The sequence below is a fragment of the Paraglaciecola sp. MB-3u-78 genome, assembly GCF_002835935.1.
GTDB lineage: Bacteria > Pseudomonadota > Gammaproteobacteria > Enterobacterales > Alteromonadaceae > Paraglaciecola.
Genome location: NZ_PJCF01000011.1, coordinates 21,158 through 39,484, shown reverse-complemented (window position 1 = coordinate 39,484; position 18,327 = coordinate 21,158). Strand labels below are relative to the sequence as shown.

The following is an 18,327-nucleotide window of genomic DNA, read 5'->3' as shown; positions in this document are numbered from 1 at the left end:
CCTCATTTTCCTCGGTGGTAATTAAATGCGTTTTGGCTTTGAAAATAGGAGGCAAGTCACTAGTCAACTAATATGGACAGCCTTGATAACTTTTAGCTTCTAGCCCTTAGCTCGCAGCCCGTAGCTTGCAGTGAAGTTACTATGAGTGGACGGTATAAATTTTATATCGATGAATGTTCAAAAGACTTGTCCCCTTTACTCTTTTAAACTGTATAATCCGCGCGCAAAATTTAAGCAATCTAGCTGCGTATTACTTTAACAAGTAAATAGTCATTCAAGACGAATATGTGGCCCTAACAGAGAAAACACAATGAGTTCATCAAACACCTCAATCGAATATTTGAGGAACATAGCTATTATAGCCCACGTTGATCACGGCAAAACCACCCTAGTTGATAAGTTATTACAACAATCAGGCACTCTAGAGTGCCGCGGCGTAGCCGAAGAACGTGTGATGGACTCAAACGATATTGAAAAAGAGCGTGGTATTACCATTCTTGCGAAAAACACCGCCATTAAATGGAACGAATACCGCATCAATATAGTAGACACTCCAGGACACGCCGATTTCGGTGGTGAAGTTGAGCGTGTGATGTCTATGGCCGATTCAGTATTGTTATTGGTTGATGCACAAGAAGGCCCCATGCCACAAACTCGTTTTGTGACACAAAAAGCCTTCGCTCAAGGTCTAAAGCCTATTGTTGTTATTAATAAAATTGATAAGCCTGGCGCTCGTCCGAGTTGGGTAATAGATCAGGTATTTGATTTGTTCGACAACTTAGGTGCCACTGACGACCAATTAGATTTTCAAGTGGTATACGCATCAGCCATAAATGGGTGGGCTACCAACGATTTAGATGTGCCTAGCGATAACATGACGCCTTTGTTTGAAACTATCATCAAACATGTTAAGCCACCTGTTGCCGATATTAACGGTCCATTACAAATGCAAATGTCTCAACTTGATTACAACTCTTATGTCGGTGTCATTGGGATAGGTCGTATTACACGTGGTTCGGTTAAGCCTAACCAACAGGTCACTATTATTGGTGCTGATGGCAAAACCCGCAACGGTAGAATCGGTCAAGTTCAAGGCTATTTAGGGTTACAGCGCCTAGATGTAAGTTCTGGTGACGCGGGTGACATTGTTGCTATTACGGGTTTAGGTGAGCTTAAAATATCTGATACTGTATGCGATCCAAATGCAGTTGACGCATTACCGCCTTTGTCTGTTGATGAGCCAACGGTGACCATGACTTTTCAGGTCAATAATTCACCATTCTGTGGTAAAGAAGGTAAATACGTGACATCACGTAATATCCATGAACGTTTGCAAACCGAATTGATCCACAACGTGGCACTTAAAGTGGAAGAAACCCAAGATCCAGATAAGTTCCGTGTATCAGGTCGTGGTGAACTTCACTTGGGTATATTGATTGAAAACATGCGTCGTGAAGGTTATGAACTAGCCGTTTCTCGTCCTGAAGTTATTTTAAAACAAGTGGATGGTGTGACTCACGAACCTTTCGAAACAGTGACCATAGATGTGGAAGAAAAACATCAAGGTTCTATTATGGAACAAATTGGCACACGTAAAGGTGAGTTAACCAATATGTCACCCGATGGTAAAGGCCGAGTTCGTATGGACTTTATGATCCCTAGCCGTGGCTTGATTGGTTTCCAAACTGACTTTATGACTATGACGTCAGGCTCTGGTTTGATTTACCACACCTTTGATCATTATGGCCCCCATAAAGGCGGCGTAATCGGTAAGCGTAAGAGTGGCGTATTGATTGCCAACGCAACGGGTAAAGCACTGACTAACGCATTGTTTAACCTACAAAGTCGTGGACGTTTATTTATCGGCCATGGTGTTGAAGTTTACGAAGGCATGGTAATTGGTATTCATGCTCGTGAAAATGACCTGACTGTGAACGCCCTTAAAGGTAAGCAGCTAACTAACGTACGTGCATCAGGAACCGACGAAGCACAAAGTTTAGTTCCCCCCATTGTTATGTCGTTGGAACAGGCACTTGAGTTCATCGATAATGATGAATTGGTTGAAGTAACACCTTTAAGTACACGTATTCGTAAGAAGTTGTTGACTGAAAACTTGCGAAAGCAAGCTGGGCGACCGGCTAAGGCTTAAGTTTTAGCTACAAGCTTTTAAAAGTACAAATAAGAAACCGGCGAAAGTCGGTTTCTTATTTGTGTAATAACGACCTTCATTTTTAAGCCGTATCCCTTTTACACAGTATTTTCACATGACTCAATCCTAAAAACACCCTGACCTTTTTACATATTTAATAGATAAACTCCGTACTTTTACTAATTGCCAACATTCCCCCAACGTTTAATATCTTATTAGAGATTATGGACTAGATTTTTGCTGAAAAGTAAAGGGTATGTCGTTGACATTAAAAGGTTAAAAAATTTGATACTGATGTTAACCATGTGACTGCAAATATTAATAATAGAAGCGAGTCAGGCTAAAAATTAAAGCCGTTACTTTTTAATGCACAATACCGTTTAACAAAAAAAACCTTAATTCAGAGAACATAAAGAGAAAAGTATAATGACGAGAGGTAACCAGAGCATAATAAATGAAGAAGTCCTATTTGGATCTGATGAAGAGCTTGTCTCTGTTACAGATAAAAGTGGTGTTATTACCTATGCTAATGAAGTATTTTGCCGAGTTGCAGGATATTCCCAACAAGAATTGTTAGGTAAAAATCACAACGTTGTAAGACACCCTGATATGCCCAAAGAGGCGTTCGCCGATATGTGGGAAAAGTTGAAGAATAAACAAGCGTGGCGAGGTGCTGTAAAAAATCGTTGTAAAGACGGAAAGTATTATTGGGTAGATGCTTTTGTAACGCCTGTTTATGAAGATGGCACATTGACTGGTTATCAATCTGTACGCACAGTCTTGGCAGCCGATTATCGCAAACAAGCTGAACGTATATACACACACATTAATAGCGGCAGCTTCAAAGGTGATGGCGTATTTGCTAAGCCTATAATAAAGAATTCAGTTTTCCTCATGACATCTCTTATTACTGTAATCTTGTGTTTTTACTCCCCATGGTTTTCGTTATTGTTTATGGCACTGCCCTATGCAATTTTCAATTCTGAATTAATTCAAATACCACGTTACTTTGCTGACCAGCAGAAACAATACGACAGTATTTCTCGCCATGTGTTTTGTGGCTCAGGTTTAGTGAGTATTGCAGACTTCCCCAATAAATTGAGTGAAGGTCGAATTAAAACCATACTGGGAAGAGTGATTGATAGCACTAACGTACTTTCTATGGGCGCTGCCTTGTTAAAAAAATCCTCTGTTCTTGCTAAGAAAGGGGTAGAACAGGAGGCGAATGAGTTATTTCAAGTCTCTGCTGCAATAGAAGAGATGACAGCCACTATTTCTGAGATTGCTAACAACACGGTTAACACCTCAACTAAGGTTGAATCGGTACATGTAGACTGCAAATTAGCGACTGATGCAATGTCTAAAACAATGTTACAAGTGTCCAAGTTAGCTGACGAAGTTTCTGAATCAGCTACTGCTGCCGGTGAATTAGCTAAAGAAGCAGAGCAAATTGGCGTGGTTATGCAAGAGATTCAAGGGATTGCTGACCAAACAAATCTACTTGCCCTTAATGCCGCGATTGAAGCTGCCCGTGCTGGAGAGCAAGGGAGAGGTTTCTCTGTAGTAGCCGACGAGGTAAGGGCATTGTCTACTAGAACTCATTCAGCAACCCAACAAATACAAAGTTCTGTTAGCGAAATACAATCAACATTATTGAGCTGGTCGAATACGATGTTAAAAGGAAAAGAGTCGGCGGATTTATGTGTGCTTGAAACCACCCAATCCAGAGATATTATACTTAAAGTCTATAATGACGTGTCATCTATAGCAGATCTAGCCATACAAATTTCAGCTGCATCAGAAGAGCAAAGCATGGTGTCACAGGAAATTAGTCGAAATATTGTTAACATCAATGACGCCTCACGACGAAACCTTGAACAAGCTGAAGTGGTGGAAGATGAGGCCCATAAAATTGAACAACGAACTAATGCCTTAAGTTCCTTGGGACTTACATTTGCACAGAAATAGGGGTATTTAGCTGCGCGCTTTAAAGGCTTTAAATTGAAACCGGCGAAAGCCGGTTTTGTATTGGCTACACCATATCTGTGGAGGCAGGCTCATTGAAAAATCCTATAAGAGCCGCTGTAGAATATCTATAAACTCACCTTCAAAAACTTATGCAAATAAGGTTAAATCACTTTATCAAGTTTGCTGGTTTATCTGAATGACTCTCCCCTAGATCCACGCTTATACCATTGCGGATGGTATTAAAGGCTCTAGTTTCATCTATGCTTTTTATAGGGTCTGTAGAAAAGTCACTAAACCACACTTTTTGATTTCATTTTGCGGTGCTCCTCCTGTAAGTAAAATCTAAACAACAACAGGGCCCGCAATCAAATTGAATTTGCATATTCCGAGAAATAGCGACTATATTAACATGGTTAAAAAACAATCAACGCAAATCAAATGAGTACCCCAACTATCGAAAGTTGCTGAGGTATTATCTTCTACCAATATTGAAATCGCTTGCAGTGCATTTTTTATAATTAGCGCCTAGCTGTTATGTCTTTATTAGACGTTTATATGTTGTCGCTGATAGGTCATACCATTAAACAGATTGTTATTACATGGAGTGTGAAATGTCACCCGTTAAAAGACGTTTATCCAGCCTAATTATATTTTCAGTCACTATTTTTCTGACCATTGGCATCTCCAGCGCTATGTATTTTTTCAAGATTCAAAAAAATGAAGATTATCAAAACAGGCTCCATTTTCGCGAATTAAATGAAATCAGTCGGAGTATATCTATATCAATAGGCCAAATTTTTGAAATTGCCGAACTGGGTAATAATCGCGTAAAATTGGCATCGAACAGCGACTCAGAAAATACGCTAGACAAAAAAAAGGCCGCTGACAAAATGCAAGAACGCGTCGGGCTGGCCAACCGTAGCTTGAATTTGCGCAGTTTAAAGGTTGCAGAACAACCTGACTATGCGAAGCAAAAGATGGCTGCTCTCAATGACCTTCCTAACTCACCAGAAAACGTAAAAAGTATCGCTAAAAAATTATACTTTCACGAGAGTGGTAAAAGTTACCTTGGATTTACGGGTTGTAAAAATCAAAGTGGGGAAATAAAAGAGACATGCGATCAAGTCCAAGCTAACGGACTTGAAATTCAAACCAGTGATTTTATACCCGCCAATATCCAGCGATTTCCCCTGATATTAATTGTCAAACAAGATGGTAATGTCATTGCACGAAAGCAGTTAAACAGACAAGGTGTCGAAACCGCAGACCTACAAATTCGAGATGTGGGTAAATTTTTTGATTTAGTGTCGCAGCAAAATCAGCAAAGTCATTCAGACGAAATACAGGAGGGTTCAAAGCAACCTCCTGAAATGAGCGAAATCGTTGACACTACAATTGGTGGCATTGCATACCGAATATTTATTCAACCCGTAAATTTAAGTTTTCACGCTACTAATTCCAACCAAATATTTTTGATTGGAATGATTCCTGCTGACGAATTGCGTTTAGCCAAACTAAGCGTATCACCCAACACTGCATTGTGGTTTGTGTTGCTACTGTTAGGGTTAGTCGCTTTATTGCCGGTCATTAAATTACGTTTTGTTTCGCCCAAATATGCATTTAGTCGTGGGGATGTCAGTCAAATCGGTTTAGGCCTAATCGTCGTTGTGGGTATTTCCAGCATCGCGCTGAATCATCACCTTTTTTACGGTTTTTTGATAAGTGAAAAAGTCCACCAAGGTAAAATGCTGCATAAACAGATTAATCAAGAATTGGCTAGTGAAATCAGCACACTCTCGCGAGAGATGAAACTTTATTCAAAAAAACTGGAAGATAAGGTCGACACTGAATCCCTGGCTACTATTTTTTCTGACAATAGCAAAGCGCCAATATGCATAACAATACCTTTCGATCGGGGAGAGCCGGAAGGAGAGAAGAAAGTATTTAATAGCTGTGTGGAAACAGGTCTAGTGCTTTCACAAAGCTCAAGTAACAACATCATTGACGATAAACTCGACCGCTTTGACTATTTAATTGAAGGGACCTTTGTACTCAATGACAAAGGACGTTTTGCCGAAAATTATCCCACAGCCTGGATAAACGAAAGTTTGTTGGTGGGTCGAGATGTGAATTTGAATTATCGACAATATTTTCAGGATGCTATCGACTGTAATGTGTGGAAGTATCAAGATGCGGGATGTGACACAGGTATTGTATTTGAAAGGATCAATAACGTCAGAGATGGTCGAAAAAACACCCAGTTCGCGATCCCTCTTTTTTCTGACATCACCGAGGAAAATAAAAAGGTATTGAGTTTTGGTACTCGCCTAAGAACTTTTTTTCATCGAGTGATGCCAAGAAATTTTGGTTATTTGATTTTCAATAATGAGGGAACGGTGCTTTTTCATAGTGATGAACAGCGTAGCTTGATTGAAAATATTTATATAGAAACCGACAACAACAAACAATTACACAATGTTGTAGCCAATCAAAAAGTTGTCAAAGACGTCTTGGAATTTGATCTCGTTTATCGCGGTAAATCACATATCTTTTTGTTAGGTAGTTTATTGAAAAATTCGGATGTTCTTGATTCAAAATTTGGTCACTTAAAAACCAGTGATCCAAATCTAACACTTGCGATATTTTTTGATGAAACCGAAGCGGCCCTCAACAATATGTTATTGGTTTTCTTGGCGATCATTTTGTTTTTATTGATAATTACACCTATATATATGTATTTTCGATATGTGACCAGTCAACCTTTCTGGGCCAGCTTGTTATATTTCAATCCGAAACACACACGGCATTACAAAGCTTGGATAATATTAATTTCGGGCGCCATTTTGTTTTCATTATTTATGATGGGGATTGTGCCTGATTTAGCTATCAGAATTGCTATTTGGTTGGTAATTGGTTGTGTTGTTTTGAGATTGATAATCTCCAGCGTGAATACCTCGGATTCAGGCTTTGCTCTAAAAACTGAGCCGCCAGATTCTTTATCAAATAAATCGCCCCCTAAAACAGTTTTAAGAGGTGCCATTCCTAGCCTTAAACCGGTTTATTTTGTGTTGTCATTACTGGTTGCGGTTGGCACTGCAAGTGGCTTAATTAACGGGAACTATGAGCTATCTAACTGGGTCTTTTTCACTATTGGTGCGGTCGCATTTATCGGGGGTGTCATTTGGCAAATATACAAGCCGACCAATGACTCTCCAAATGACAGTATGAAATACAAAGAACGTTACACAAAGCCCTATATTGGATACTTATTGGCAATCATATTTTTTACTGGTGCAGTCCCTGCAAGTCTTATTGTTAATAGTGCTAACGGTTACCTTTTGCAACATCAGGCACAGTTGGAAAGTCGACACTTGTTAGCTAAAAATGAGCAATATCAAAATGAATTAGATGACTATTTACATTTAATGGCACCTGATAAGGTGGATAAATATGTCCGCAAAAACTGGGTTAACGACGCATCGTTGACTAAGCTGTATCCAGCCTACGGTAACTGGGTGAGAAACAATCATTCAATGTCAGGAAGTGGCATGGACGGATTGATTAATTCATTATTTTCCAATGTTTCCTTTGCAGATTCGTTGTTAACAGAAATGAGTCAACTTGCCAGGACTAAAGACAACACATCCATTAATTCAACCTCATTAAATGAGTCACTACCACTAAAATATTTCCCCGATGTGTTTATGCTTAACGCAAGTGCAAGTAATCCGTTGTTTACCATTTTGATGTTGATTATTCAGCTTATTATCATGCATAGACTGATTGAATTATTACTGGTTAGACGTCTTTTTGGCGATCATCTAAGTGACGACTTTAGGATAACCTTCCCCACTGAAATTGCTAGCCAAGATGCTAAATGGGTTAATATTGGTAGCGAGTTAAAAGCATCTAAGTCAATTCATTTATTATTACTGCATTCCACCGCAAGTAAAGTGTCAAAAGAACTGTGCAAGCTAGGCGTGAGTATTTACGAAAACAAAATTTTTACGATTGAAGATCTATTGGTTAAACAATCCGATAATGTCTCTTTTGTTGATAAGTTAATATCAATAGATAAAGGCAATATTAAAACTCTGGTAATTGAAGGTTATGAAGACTTAGCATTTATGCCTGAACGACGATTATCTGCGTTGGAGTTCACTAAAACGATATTAGGTTTACCCCACCTGAATATTGTAATCGTCTCTGATACTGCGCCAATTTATCGGCTTATCAAACAAGACGAATATCCACACCTTGAAGAAAGCGCGGTCGCTTTAGCTGCAGAAGAACTGGGTTGGTCAAAAGTGTTTGCAAAATTCTCCAAGGTTTATGACTGGACCCCGGCCAATAAATTTATGCCGAAAGAAGTAGATGACATATTGCAACTGGTTGAAAATGAAGCCAATGGTTGGCCTGAACTGCGCAAAATCGAATTAGCATTTAACGAGTATCACGCACAAATAAAACTCACAGACCCCAATGCAAAAATTAGCGCACCAAATTTACATCAACATTGGAAACCCAATCAAATTATTGATTTTTTTGCAGTGCACGCTGGAGCACTTTATAGAATGAAATGGGAATTGTGTACCAAAAACGAACGTTTCTTATTGTATCAACTAGCCTCGGGCGGCAACGCCAATCCGCTTAATATCGAAGTACTGGAACATTTGATGCGTCGTGGATATATATATAGAGATGCGGGCTGGCACGTAGTCAATGACAGTTTCAAACGTTTTATCCTTAGTGCTGAGCGGGAAGAATCAATCATCGAATGGCAGTCTGATGCAAATAGCGGTATTTGGTCATTGTTGAGAATTCCAATATTCACCATGGTATTAGTTTTATTGGTTGTTACTGTATTTAGCAGCGGTCAGGCTATCGATTCTGCCATCGGAATTATGACCGCGGTATTGGGAATGGTGCCATTGCTATTGCGTAATGTCGCACTTTTGAAAGGCAGTTCTAGCACTTTAGGGGAATAAGTTATAAATGACATTGACCTCATCGCCCTCGTTTTCAGTCAAGTCCTGTAAACATTTCCCACGGCTAGGGTTAAGGGTGTCTTTGTATTTATTTCCATTCCCCAAAAAATTCAACCTTTTTAAGGACCATAATGGAACCTAGGCTAGATTTTATAGTTTGCTTGTTGTGCGATCCCTCGTACGCGAATCTTTATTAACTATATCGCCCTCCTTTAGGTTTGAGGATTTTAGTCACTTCAATTGCAAAAATTAGGATTCAAGCATGATAGCCATCAATTAACTTGGTTGATCATTGATGGGTCATAAATAGGCGACTGAGGATACTGGGAATCAATTAGGTTGAACCAGTTCAAGTCTGCAGACAGTTTAGCGTAGCATCCCCGATAACTATTCACATATCATCGTGGCCAGCTTCGATGAAGCTAAAACCTAGCCTTCAAGAATTTATCCATATAAGGTTTAATCACTGTATTTAGGTCGCAGGCTTGCTCAGATTGAGTCTCCTTGGCCTGTGCACCAATCAACGCTAATTCATATAGCAGTTGTGTGGCGATATCGTCTCGAACTAAGCCCCTTGAATAGATCGTTAGCTGTTTAGTTGTGGCTGTATATTCCACTGGTTTTACGAGCTTAGTTTTCTTAAATATCTTTGAACTCAATACCACGCTGGATACATGTTCTGCCCATTCCTGAGGCACTATTTTTAATAACAAACTGACTTCTTTTTTTGATAAAGCATGAAAAGGTTCACTGCTGAATTTTCCAATCACAATTCTCATATTGGTTCCTTTGGTCTGGCTCTTGACTAGCTTAAACTAAAAGCCTCATTATGACTTCACATCAATTATCCACAGAAATACATTCTATCTTCCCCAGACATCTGAATTATGTTTTATTTGTCTTTGGACAAAACAGGATCTAACTCGATATTTATTAAACAGTTAGAATATAATTAATGGCTGTTTATTCTGCACATTACGGCTGTGTATCATCAGTATTTAGGAGTGATCAATATCAAAATCGAAGTGACTTTTCGCCTGTTAAATCTAGATAAGTTCCAAGCCATCACACTGCTCAGAGAAGTCGATGGGGTCACTTACGATCATCATCCCGAAAAAAACTGTTTTGTTGGCTCTGTTGGTTTGAACCAAGGTTTAGATAATTTAGACGACTTGAATATCTTTTATGTTCGCCAGCAAATACCTTTACAAGACTGCGACATTCTTATTGCTGTCACATCAGATAATCACTCAAGGACAGTTGCCACACCGATGTTCGTCAATAAAATACTCAAACATATTGATTGCCAATTAACCTTTTCTTTTGAAATCGGTGCATAAACATCTTTGGATACACTATGACCGTTAATGATTTGATTTTTCAACTCCACACTGTCCCAACCTACATTGAGTTTGAACAAACAATGCAGATAATCAGTCAGTTTTATGATTACACACCCACTAACTTTACTAATCGTGTGCTAGTAAATGAAGCGGGTAGTAATAAGAGTTCCTGCAATTTTTTTATTTTGCACAGCTAAATGAATTAACAGAACTAGAAACGCTCAGTCTATTTGGTAGTTATTACCCCAATGATATGTTGGCCCAGACCACGGCAACTGCCGTATTGCCTAAGCCATCCAATACTTTTCCATTGGTTATCAATAAATCAATGTTTGGGTAGGCCACTAAAAAAGTCGCGTGAGTCGGATTGCAAGACAAAACTTGCAAACAAAAAGTCCATAATATTGTCAATTGTATTAATTTTTTTAATAGTGTTTCCAAAGTTATACAACAATTTGAACTAATACCAATCCGTATAAACTATTGTTCATCGCTCTGCTATGGCGAAATACCGGTCCATTTTTAACTTTAATGCAATCCCCCAGTTTAAAAATGGTTGGGGTGGCAGTCTTTCTGGCTTTGGACGATTTTGAATCATATTGATGGTGTTGTTAGTACCACCTGAAGCATAAGACGCAATTTGTTGACCATATAAGATACTCAGCCCTATGCCGCCCCCATTGTAACAACCTGCAGCAAATGCATTTTTATCAACTTGGCTAAACACATTGGCGTTATTTTTACTGATACAGGTAATCCCCGACCAGGTATTTTCAATTAAATCGGCAGGAAGCTGCGGAAATCTTTTTCGTAATCCTTCAATATGTGTGGTCTTTCGTTGCTCCAAATCCGCAGCCGACATAGACATAGGACGCCATACTTCCGCCGTATTTCTAATCATAAGGCGTTTATCTTGAGTCAAGCGAACCGTCGCTCCCATGGCCTGGGCCGACAACACGCCCCATTGTGATGGACTACCAATAGATTGATATTCTTGCTCGCTTAAGGGCCGAGTTAAACTCGCGGTTAATGTTAAAGGGAACACTCGATTTTTTTGTAAGCCTATTGCAGGCATAAAGCCGTTTACAGCAAATATTAATCCATTGGCAGTGATAGTGCCGTTAGGGCATTTGACTCTATATGCTTTGTTGCCATTAACGTTGATTGCCTGCCATTCGAACATTGGGGAGTGTTCAAATAAGGTCACATTTTCAGGCAGGATATCAATAAGCCCTCTTGCCAAACTAGCAGGCTGTAACATCACAGCGCCTTTTGTTTCTATGGCTAGTCGATAATAACTGGTTCCTAACCTTTGCTTTAATTGGGCCCCAGAAAGTACGTTATGCTCGAGGTTTAACTGTCCAAGTGTTTCAGAAAACTGTTGTAATTTTTGTTCATTTTGAACGGTAGCCGTAGCGTGTATTTTTCCTACTTCGCTCCAATCACATGGTATTTTATGTTGCTCCACCAATGCCTTGGCTGCCTCTAAACCTGCTTTATTCAATTGGTATTTTTGTTGGTATGCGGATAATCCAGTATCCGATAGATGGCCATCATTTAAGGTGGAATCTACCAAGTACCCAGAATTTCTGGCGCTGGCTCCTTCACCTGCTTTTTGACCATCAATGAGCACAATACGTTTATTGGGATGCAACAAAGCCAGTGATCTAGCCGCAGATAACCCTGTATATCCAGCGCCAACAACTAGCCAGTCAGTTTTAATATCGCCGACAACTTGAGCGCAGGATACTCTGCTGGCAATAATTTCACTCCAGCCACAAGTGTTGTCATTTTTAGGTGTTTTTATATTATTCATATTTCAGTAAACCATCTTGATTAATGATATTGACAGTGCGCAGGACCTGAGTTTCATAAGTACGTGATTCTACATTTGACACAGTCACATACTCCCCACGTGCACCTTTGTGATTGACTTGTAATCGAATAAAACCAAGATGTCTACCATCACTCCAAATAATCTCTTCGTTATTAGCCGTATTCAGTTCGTCGAAGCACTGCATGACTTCCCCTCCTAGGCTTTCCATAATCGAGCGAGGTGAAGTCACGCCAGTCGCGCCAAGTTCGACGCCCATCGATTGTCCGTTTTCATCGAACAATTTATTCTGCCAGTAACTATGGCTGTCACCGGATATTACCAGTAAATCTTGCACATTAGCGTCTTTGGCAATGTCATAAAATCGTTCACGGGCCGCTGGATAGCCTGACCAAGTATCGAGGTCTGAGGGTAGTGAATATTTTCCAAGATGGGTACGTTCAACCAGCTTTTGTTGTTTTTCTAAATTGAGTTTGTTACGTAAATTATTGAGTATGGGATCGTCTAAATTCGGTGCGATTGATTTAGCCATCACAGATTGATTACCGATAATGCGCCAGCGACGTCCCGCACTTACCGATTCATTCAGCTCCTCTTTTAAGAAGTGCTGCATGTCTTTGGATAACATTTCGCGATCAGCTGCGTTGATAACATTTTTCGCAAACTCTTGAGCTTGTTTATTACTTTGAATATCTGGCAAACTTTCATTGTAACTAATTTGTTTGCTGCGGCCTGTATGTCGACTTTCAAGTGTAATTAGGCTGGCAAGATCGCCAAATTTATAATGTCGCCAATAGTTAGCCCGGTCACTAATTTTGACAGGATCACGCACTGGCAACCATTCGTAGTAGGCTTGTAAAGACGCAAGCCGCCTTGCTTCCCAGCTTCCCTCGTTAAGTTGATGGTTTTTGGCGCCCCCCATCCAAGGATTATTAGCAGTCTCGTGATCATCCCAGATGACAATCAATGGATGCCTAGCATGCATGGCGAGTGATCCCTGATCGGTTTTGTACTGGGCATGACGTTTTCTATAATCATCAAGAGACAAGGTTTCATGAGCCGGCTGGTGATTTCGTCCGATACGTTGTCCCATTTCACCACCAAATCCATCAACACCGTATTCATAGATATAGTCACCAAGATGCACAACCAAATCGACGGACGCGTCTTTTGCAATCGCATCGTAAGCATTAAAATACCCAAAGGGATAATTAGAACAAGTAGTGACTGCTAGGACTAATTGTTCAACATGTCCAACAGGAAGGGTTTGGGTTTGCCCATTAGCAGAAATAGAATCTTCCACTGCAAATTTATAAAAATAAGTCTCTCCAGGCTCTAAATCTTCCGCGATGACTTTAACGGTATGATCTCGATCACTGTCTGTATTGAAGATCCCGCGGGAAACAACATGCTTAAAAGTCGCATCAGTAGCAACATACCAATCCACCTTAACGGGTGTGGTTAAACCACTTACTCGCGTCCAGATCACTACACTGCTTTGGTCTGGGTCACCACTTGCCACGCCATGGGCAAAAACAACATTTTTGCTTGGTTTAAGCTGAGTACTACAAGCTGTAAAGGGCAGTAAGGCAACACCAGAGACTATTTTTATTACTTGTCTTCTCGTTATTTTTTTAAACATCTTATGTTCTCCGAACGATAACAAGTAAAACTCGAATCATCCTATGATCAAGTGAAATTTCAGGCATTTGAGTGTACTGATGAAATATGACATTCATAAAGGATAGTTGCGCTCTCCTAAACGTTTACCAAGTATTTTTATCAAAATATACATGGCTACACACAGAAAAAAATTGCCAGCGGCAACACATAAATAAATTCATACATGCCAGCCAAACCTATTGGCACGATAAGGAAAAATGGGTACTTTTGGGGTTTTATTGCTGAGTAAGTCGGCAATAATATCACCGCTAATTGCCGCTAATGTCATACCTAAGTGTTGATGACCAAAGGCATAGACAACATGCTTGCTCTTACTTGAGTATCCCAGCACAGGTAAAGAGTCGGGCAGTGACGGACGATGACCTAACCAGACCGATTCTTCATGGGTTTCAAGCTGAGGTAACATCTGTTTCGCCAAAGGTAAGAGTTTACGAATTCTGTTGTAGTTCGGTGGTGCATGCAAACCTGCAAGTTCCACCTGACTTGTCATGCGTATCCCCTTGTTCATAGGTGATAATACAAAATCATTTTCGCCATTGACAATCGGCCTACTAATCAGTGAATGGCTTGATTCAGGTAACATCAAGTGATAGCCACGTTCAGACTCTAGGGGAATATCATCCCCCAACTGTTTCGCCAAACCTCGGGACCAGGCACCTGTTGCAATCACCACTTTGTGACTGAGTAATTCACCACTTTTACCTTTAAGTTGCACAACACCATTACGCTCCTGTATTGAATCAACATCAAGTTGTTGATATTGACCGCCACGCTTGACCAATAAGTCAACCATGCCTTGCACCAGTAGCTGCGGATCATTCACATTTAAACTATCGTCTTGGAAAAACCCATGCTTAAACGATTGCGCCAAATGGGGTTCAAGATCATGAATTTCGGCCGCATTTAAGCATTGGTATTTAGTTCCCACCTGATCCAAGAGTTGTCTTGAACTCAGGGTCCCTTCAAATGCCTGATCTGATTGATATACTTTGAGCCAGCCCTTGCCATTGAAGAATTTACTAAGGCTCGTATCCTGAGTTAATTTACGCCAGCTTGGCACAGCATGTTGTGATATGGCGTGCAAATTTAGCGCATTGTTGTTGACTGCAGAAGTACGACTTTGCCAAATAAAACGCATCAGCCAAGGCAAAATTTTAGGTAAATAAGAGGGGCGTATGGATAAAGGAGAATGGGATTGACTGAGCATTTTGATGGCATCGAATAAAATGCCTGGTGTGGCTGTCGGTACACAAGAACCATTGACTATTGCACCCGCATTACCAAATGAGGCGCCTGCGCATGGCCGCTCTCGATCGAGTAGCAATACATCATGACCTCGTTGTTGCAATGTCAACGCAGTCGCTGCGCCAATCACTCCCGCCCCGATAATGGTTATTTTATTTATCATGGGCTAGCACTTTTTGGTTATTTTCAAAAAAACACCAACACCTGAATATTGGATGTCACAAAAAGTAAAAACCAATACCTAAGTACTGGTTTTTACTTCAATTACTAGCTTAGATTAACTCAGTTTAGAAACGATGTGAAACTCTTGCATACATAAAGCGACCATTAAATCCGTATGGTGAAGTTGAAGCATACGAACGACCACTAGGGGCTCCCTCAGCAACTGGACCATTATCATCAGTCAAATTATTAACACCGACAGCAACAGCGGTTCCACCATCAAAGTTATAAGCAAATTCAGCATCTAAAAGAACCGCAGCATCGCCAGTAATATCTGGAGAGAATTGGAACCATTCGCCATAATAATTTGCTCTTGCCATTAAGGTCCAATCATTAGCAGAATAATCAACCGTAAATGACCCTTTATGCTCAGGTAATCCACGCTCTAAACGATTAAGTTTAGTTTCATTAACATTGGGGCCGAATGTATCCACTGTTGTTTCTGTCCAGTTATAGGCAAGGGCATAACCTATATCTCCACCCAAAGCTTCATTCGAATAGTTAGCGACTATATCCACACCTTGTGTCGTTGTATCAAAGTCATTGGTGAAGAACTTAACACTGTTCAAACCTATAGCATCGGTTACACCCAGAGCCGCTAATTCTGATCGGTCAGCATCAGATAATTCTATTTCTGACGTTTGGGTAATTCTATCGGTCACTTCGATGTTGAAATAATCGACAGTAAGAAAGAAATCACCGTTTTGATAGACACCACCAAAAGCAAAACTCGTCGCTTCTTCTGGGGTTAATTCTACTCCGCCAAATTTAACCGAAACGGCATTGGTTGGAGGCAATGTAGCAATATCAATCAACACACCATTTACAGACTGTGTTTGCACATTACGCACATTACTTTGTCCAATGGTCGGTGCCCGGAAGCCAGTACCAACAGACCCTCGAATTTTGAATGAATCAGATAGTTCATAAATACTTGCTAGTTTCCAGCTAAAGTTAGAGCCAAAATCGCTATAATCTTCATATCTGAATGCACCCTGAAGTAAAAATTCCTCAGTAATTTGAGCCTCTGTATCAAAATACGCGGCTTTACTGGTGCGTGATGACGAGCCAGCATCAGCTGGTTTAAACCCAGGGAAACCGTTAGAGCCAATACTAAAACCTTGGTCTACATAAGGCCCCAGTTTAAACGACGCCACATCACCTGCGGTAATGGTAAAGGTCTCTTGTCTGAACTCTACTCCATATGATGCGACTATGGACTCAAATCCCATTGCCCCAAGGAGCTCTTTAGAAAAATCAGCATTCATTGATTTTTCCAATTGTGCATAGGCACCTGGCGTAAACTCTGTAGGTGTCTCTGGCCCTAAAGACGAGTTGATGGTATTGCCTATACGAAATTCTGTTGAGTGCTCACCTACACCAGCGCTAAAGTCATAGAGTGTACCGTCACTAAATTCGCCACGTGTTCCCACAAACAAGGATAAGTCAACGACATCACCGCCAAAGAAAGGAGTGAAACCACCGGGAAATCTTAGGTTATGTGCGTAACAATTGGCACCGGATAAAGAGGCAAGTGCCGCAGCATCAGGCGCGTTATCGACAATAGCAACCACTGGGCAAGCCGAGTTATCAGTTGCACCTGGTGTCAAGTCAACGGTAAGAATAGAAGCGGAACCATCTTCAAGTGTTGGGCCAGCGAATATGCCGCCTCGGGTATTAGGGTTACGAAAAAAGAAGCCGCCTTCAACTGTTTTTTCTGACCAGTTACCAAACAAGTAGGCTTCACTATCACCATCTAAATCAATACCGGCGTTGACAAATAATTTCAGATCATCTGAAATTTCAGGTGAGCCCCAGACCTGTGCAGGGTTTGCAACGTCAGTATTACCGGCGTCAATCAATGCTTGTGCATCACTACGTTGGGTACTTCTACTCGTTGGGTCTTGTTGGTTAGACTCGAAACTAAAGTTAATAAAACCGTCGTCGGTTAATTGCAGGCCGATATTCCCAGATATCGTGAGCTGGTCTCCATCACCTTCAGAAAACTGACCCATTTTGGCCTCGATCACACCGCCAGAGTCGTTATCTTTAAGAACGAAGTTAATCACACCGGCAACCGCATCTGAGCCATACTGGGCCGAAGCACCATCCCGTAACACTTCAATTTGCTTCAAGGCAATCGCTGGTATAGTGGAAACATCAGGGCTTTGAGCACCATCGGCAATACCACCGCCTGAAAATGCGATAATAGACCCTTTATGGCGACGTTTGCCATTGACTAATACTAAGGTCGAATCAGGAGAAAGACCACGTAGATTGGCTGGTCTGACAATGGTTGCTCCATCAGAAATGGCTTGGGCATTCACGTTGTATGAAGGTGTTACCGTTCGCAAAAGCGTCGCCATGTCAGAAGGCCCGTTAGCCATCAATTCACTACCACTAATCACATCTATAGGCACGGGAGAGTCAGCAACAGAACGAGGGGCGGCGCGTGAACCCACCACTACTATCGTTTCTGCGTCATCTTTCTTGCTTTGTTCTTCTGCAGCAATCACTGGGAGCGCGACACAGGTCATTCCCATGGCAATCACTAAGTTTTTTATTATAAATCTGTTAGACACTTATTTGTTCCTCTAAATAGCATTTATTAATGTTATACATTAGTAAGTTGATTCTGTGCATGGACGCTTCGTTAAGCGGATGTTCCCCAGTTCAAATACTTCAATCCATAAAACACTATGCGCTATCTTTGATCTACATTCTATTATACTAAAGTCGCAATATTCATATAATTTATAATATAGTGCCTACCCTTTTTAAGCCCATGAGATGGGTTATGTATAAACTCAATTCGGGTCTGTATCGGGTCTTGAAGATTGAAAAAAAACGATTCTGAATTAAATTCAAAACAGTTTCACTGTCATTTCAATTAAC

Annotated in this window: 9 protein-coding genes and 1 pseudogene; 5 read left to right on the top strand and 5 right to left on the bottom strand. The window is 40.6% G+C overall.

Annotated features, from left to right (window positions below; translation table 11 throughout):
* The first annotated feature begins 310 nt into the window (after nucleotides 1–310).
* From typA to CXF95_RS22485, 3 genes are all read left to right on the top strand, one after another.
* Nucleotides 311–2,149 (top strand): translational GTPase TypA, encoded by a 1,839-nt coding sequence (gene typA, locus CXF95_RS22495; protein ID WP_101200791.1) that lies wholly within the window; start codon nucleotides 311–313, stop codon nucleotides 2,147–2,149.
* Between the two features lie 426 nt (nucleotides 2,150–2,575).
* Complete coding sequence (locus CXF95_RS22490; protein ID WP_101200790.1) at nucleotides 2,576–4,117, top strand: methyl-accepting chemotaxis protein; 1,542 nt, start codon at nucleotides 2,576–2,578, stop codon at nucleotides 4,115–4,117.
* 611 nt (nucleotides 4,118–4,728) lie between these two features.
* Nucleotides 4,729–9,105: a hypothetical protein gene (locus CXF95_RS22485; RefSeq protein ID WP_101200789.1), complete on the top strand. Its 4,377-nt coding sequence runs from the start codon at nucleotides 4,729–4,731 to the stop codon at nucleotides 9,103–9,105.
* A 422-nt stretch (nucleotides 9,106–9,527) separates the two neighbouring features.
* Here CXF95_RS22485 and CXF95_RS22480 read toward each other — a convergent pair whose 3' ends face one another.
* Entirely contained in the window at nucleotides 9,528–9,884 is a 357-nt protein-coding gene (locus CXF95_RS22480; protein ID WP_101200788.1) for a hypothetical protein, read from the bottom strand.
* Nucleotides 9,885–10,109: 225 nt separating this feature from the next.
* Here CXF95_RS22480 and CXF95_RS22475 point away from each other — a divergent pair, with 225 nt between their 5' ends.
* Both CXF95_RS22475 and CXF95_RS31580 read left to right on the top strand, forming a co-directional pair.
* Nucleotides 10,110–10,445: a hypothetical protein gene (locus tag CXF95_RS22475; protein WP_232787987.1), complete on the top strand. Its 336-nt coding sequence runs from the start codon at nucleotides 10,110–10,112 to the stop codon at nucleotides 10,443–10,445.
* A 17-nt stretch (nucleotides 10,446–10,462) separates the two neighbouring features.
* Nucleotides 10,463–10,788: pseudogene (locus CXF95_RS31580) on the top strand (HopJ type III effector protein).
* A gap of 147 nt (nucleotides 10,789–10,935) precedes the next feature.
* Here CXF95_RS31580 and CXF95_RS22465 read toward each other — a convergent pair.
* The 4 genes from CXF95_RS22465 to CXF95_RS22450 all read right to left on the bottom strand — a co-directional run bounded on the left by CXF95_RS22465 (nucleotide 10,936) and on the right by CXF95_RS22450 (nucleotide 18,014).
* Nucleotides 10,936–12,264, bottom strand: a complete 1,329-nt coding sequence (locus tag CXF95_RS22465; protein WP_101200787.1) for an FAD-binding oxidoreductase — start codon at nucleotides 12,262–12,264, stop codon at nucleotides 10,936–10,938.
* Nucleotides 12,257–13,924 (bottom strand): alkaline phosphatase, encoded by a 1,668-nt coding sequence (locus CXF95_RS22460; RefSeq protein WP_101200786.1) that lies wholly within the window; start codon nucleotides 13,922–13,924, stop codon nucleotides 12,257–12,259. Before CXF95_RS22460 ends, CXF95_RS22465 begins: the two co-directional genes overlap by 8 nt.
* Nucleotides 13,925–14,122: 198 nt before the next feature.
* The gene (locus CXF95_RS22455; protein ID WP_101200785.1) at nucleotides 14,123–15,373 is read right to left on the bottom strand and encodes an FAD-binding oxidoreductase; all 1,251 of its coding nucleotides are present in this window, start codon (nucleotides 15,371–15,373) and stop codon (nucleotides 14,123–14,125) included.
* A gap of 124 nt (nucleotides 15,374–15,497) precedes the next feature.
* Nucleotides 15,498–18,014 (bottom strand): TonB-dependent siderophore receptor, encoded by a 2,517-nt coding sequence (locus CXF95_RS22450; protein ID WP_101200784.1) that lies wholly within the window; start codon nucleotides 18,012–18,014, stop codon nucleotides 15,498–15,500.
* Nucleotides 18,015–18,327 lie beyond the last annotated feature (313 nt).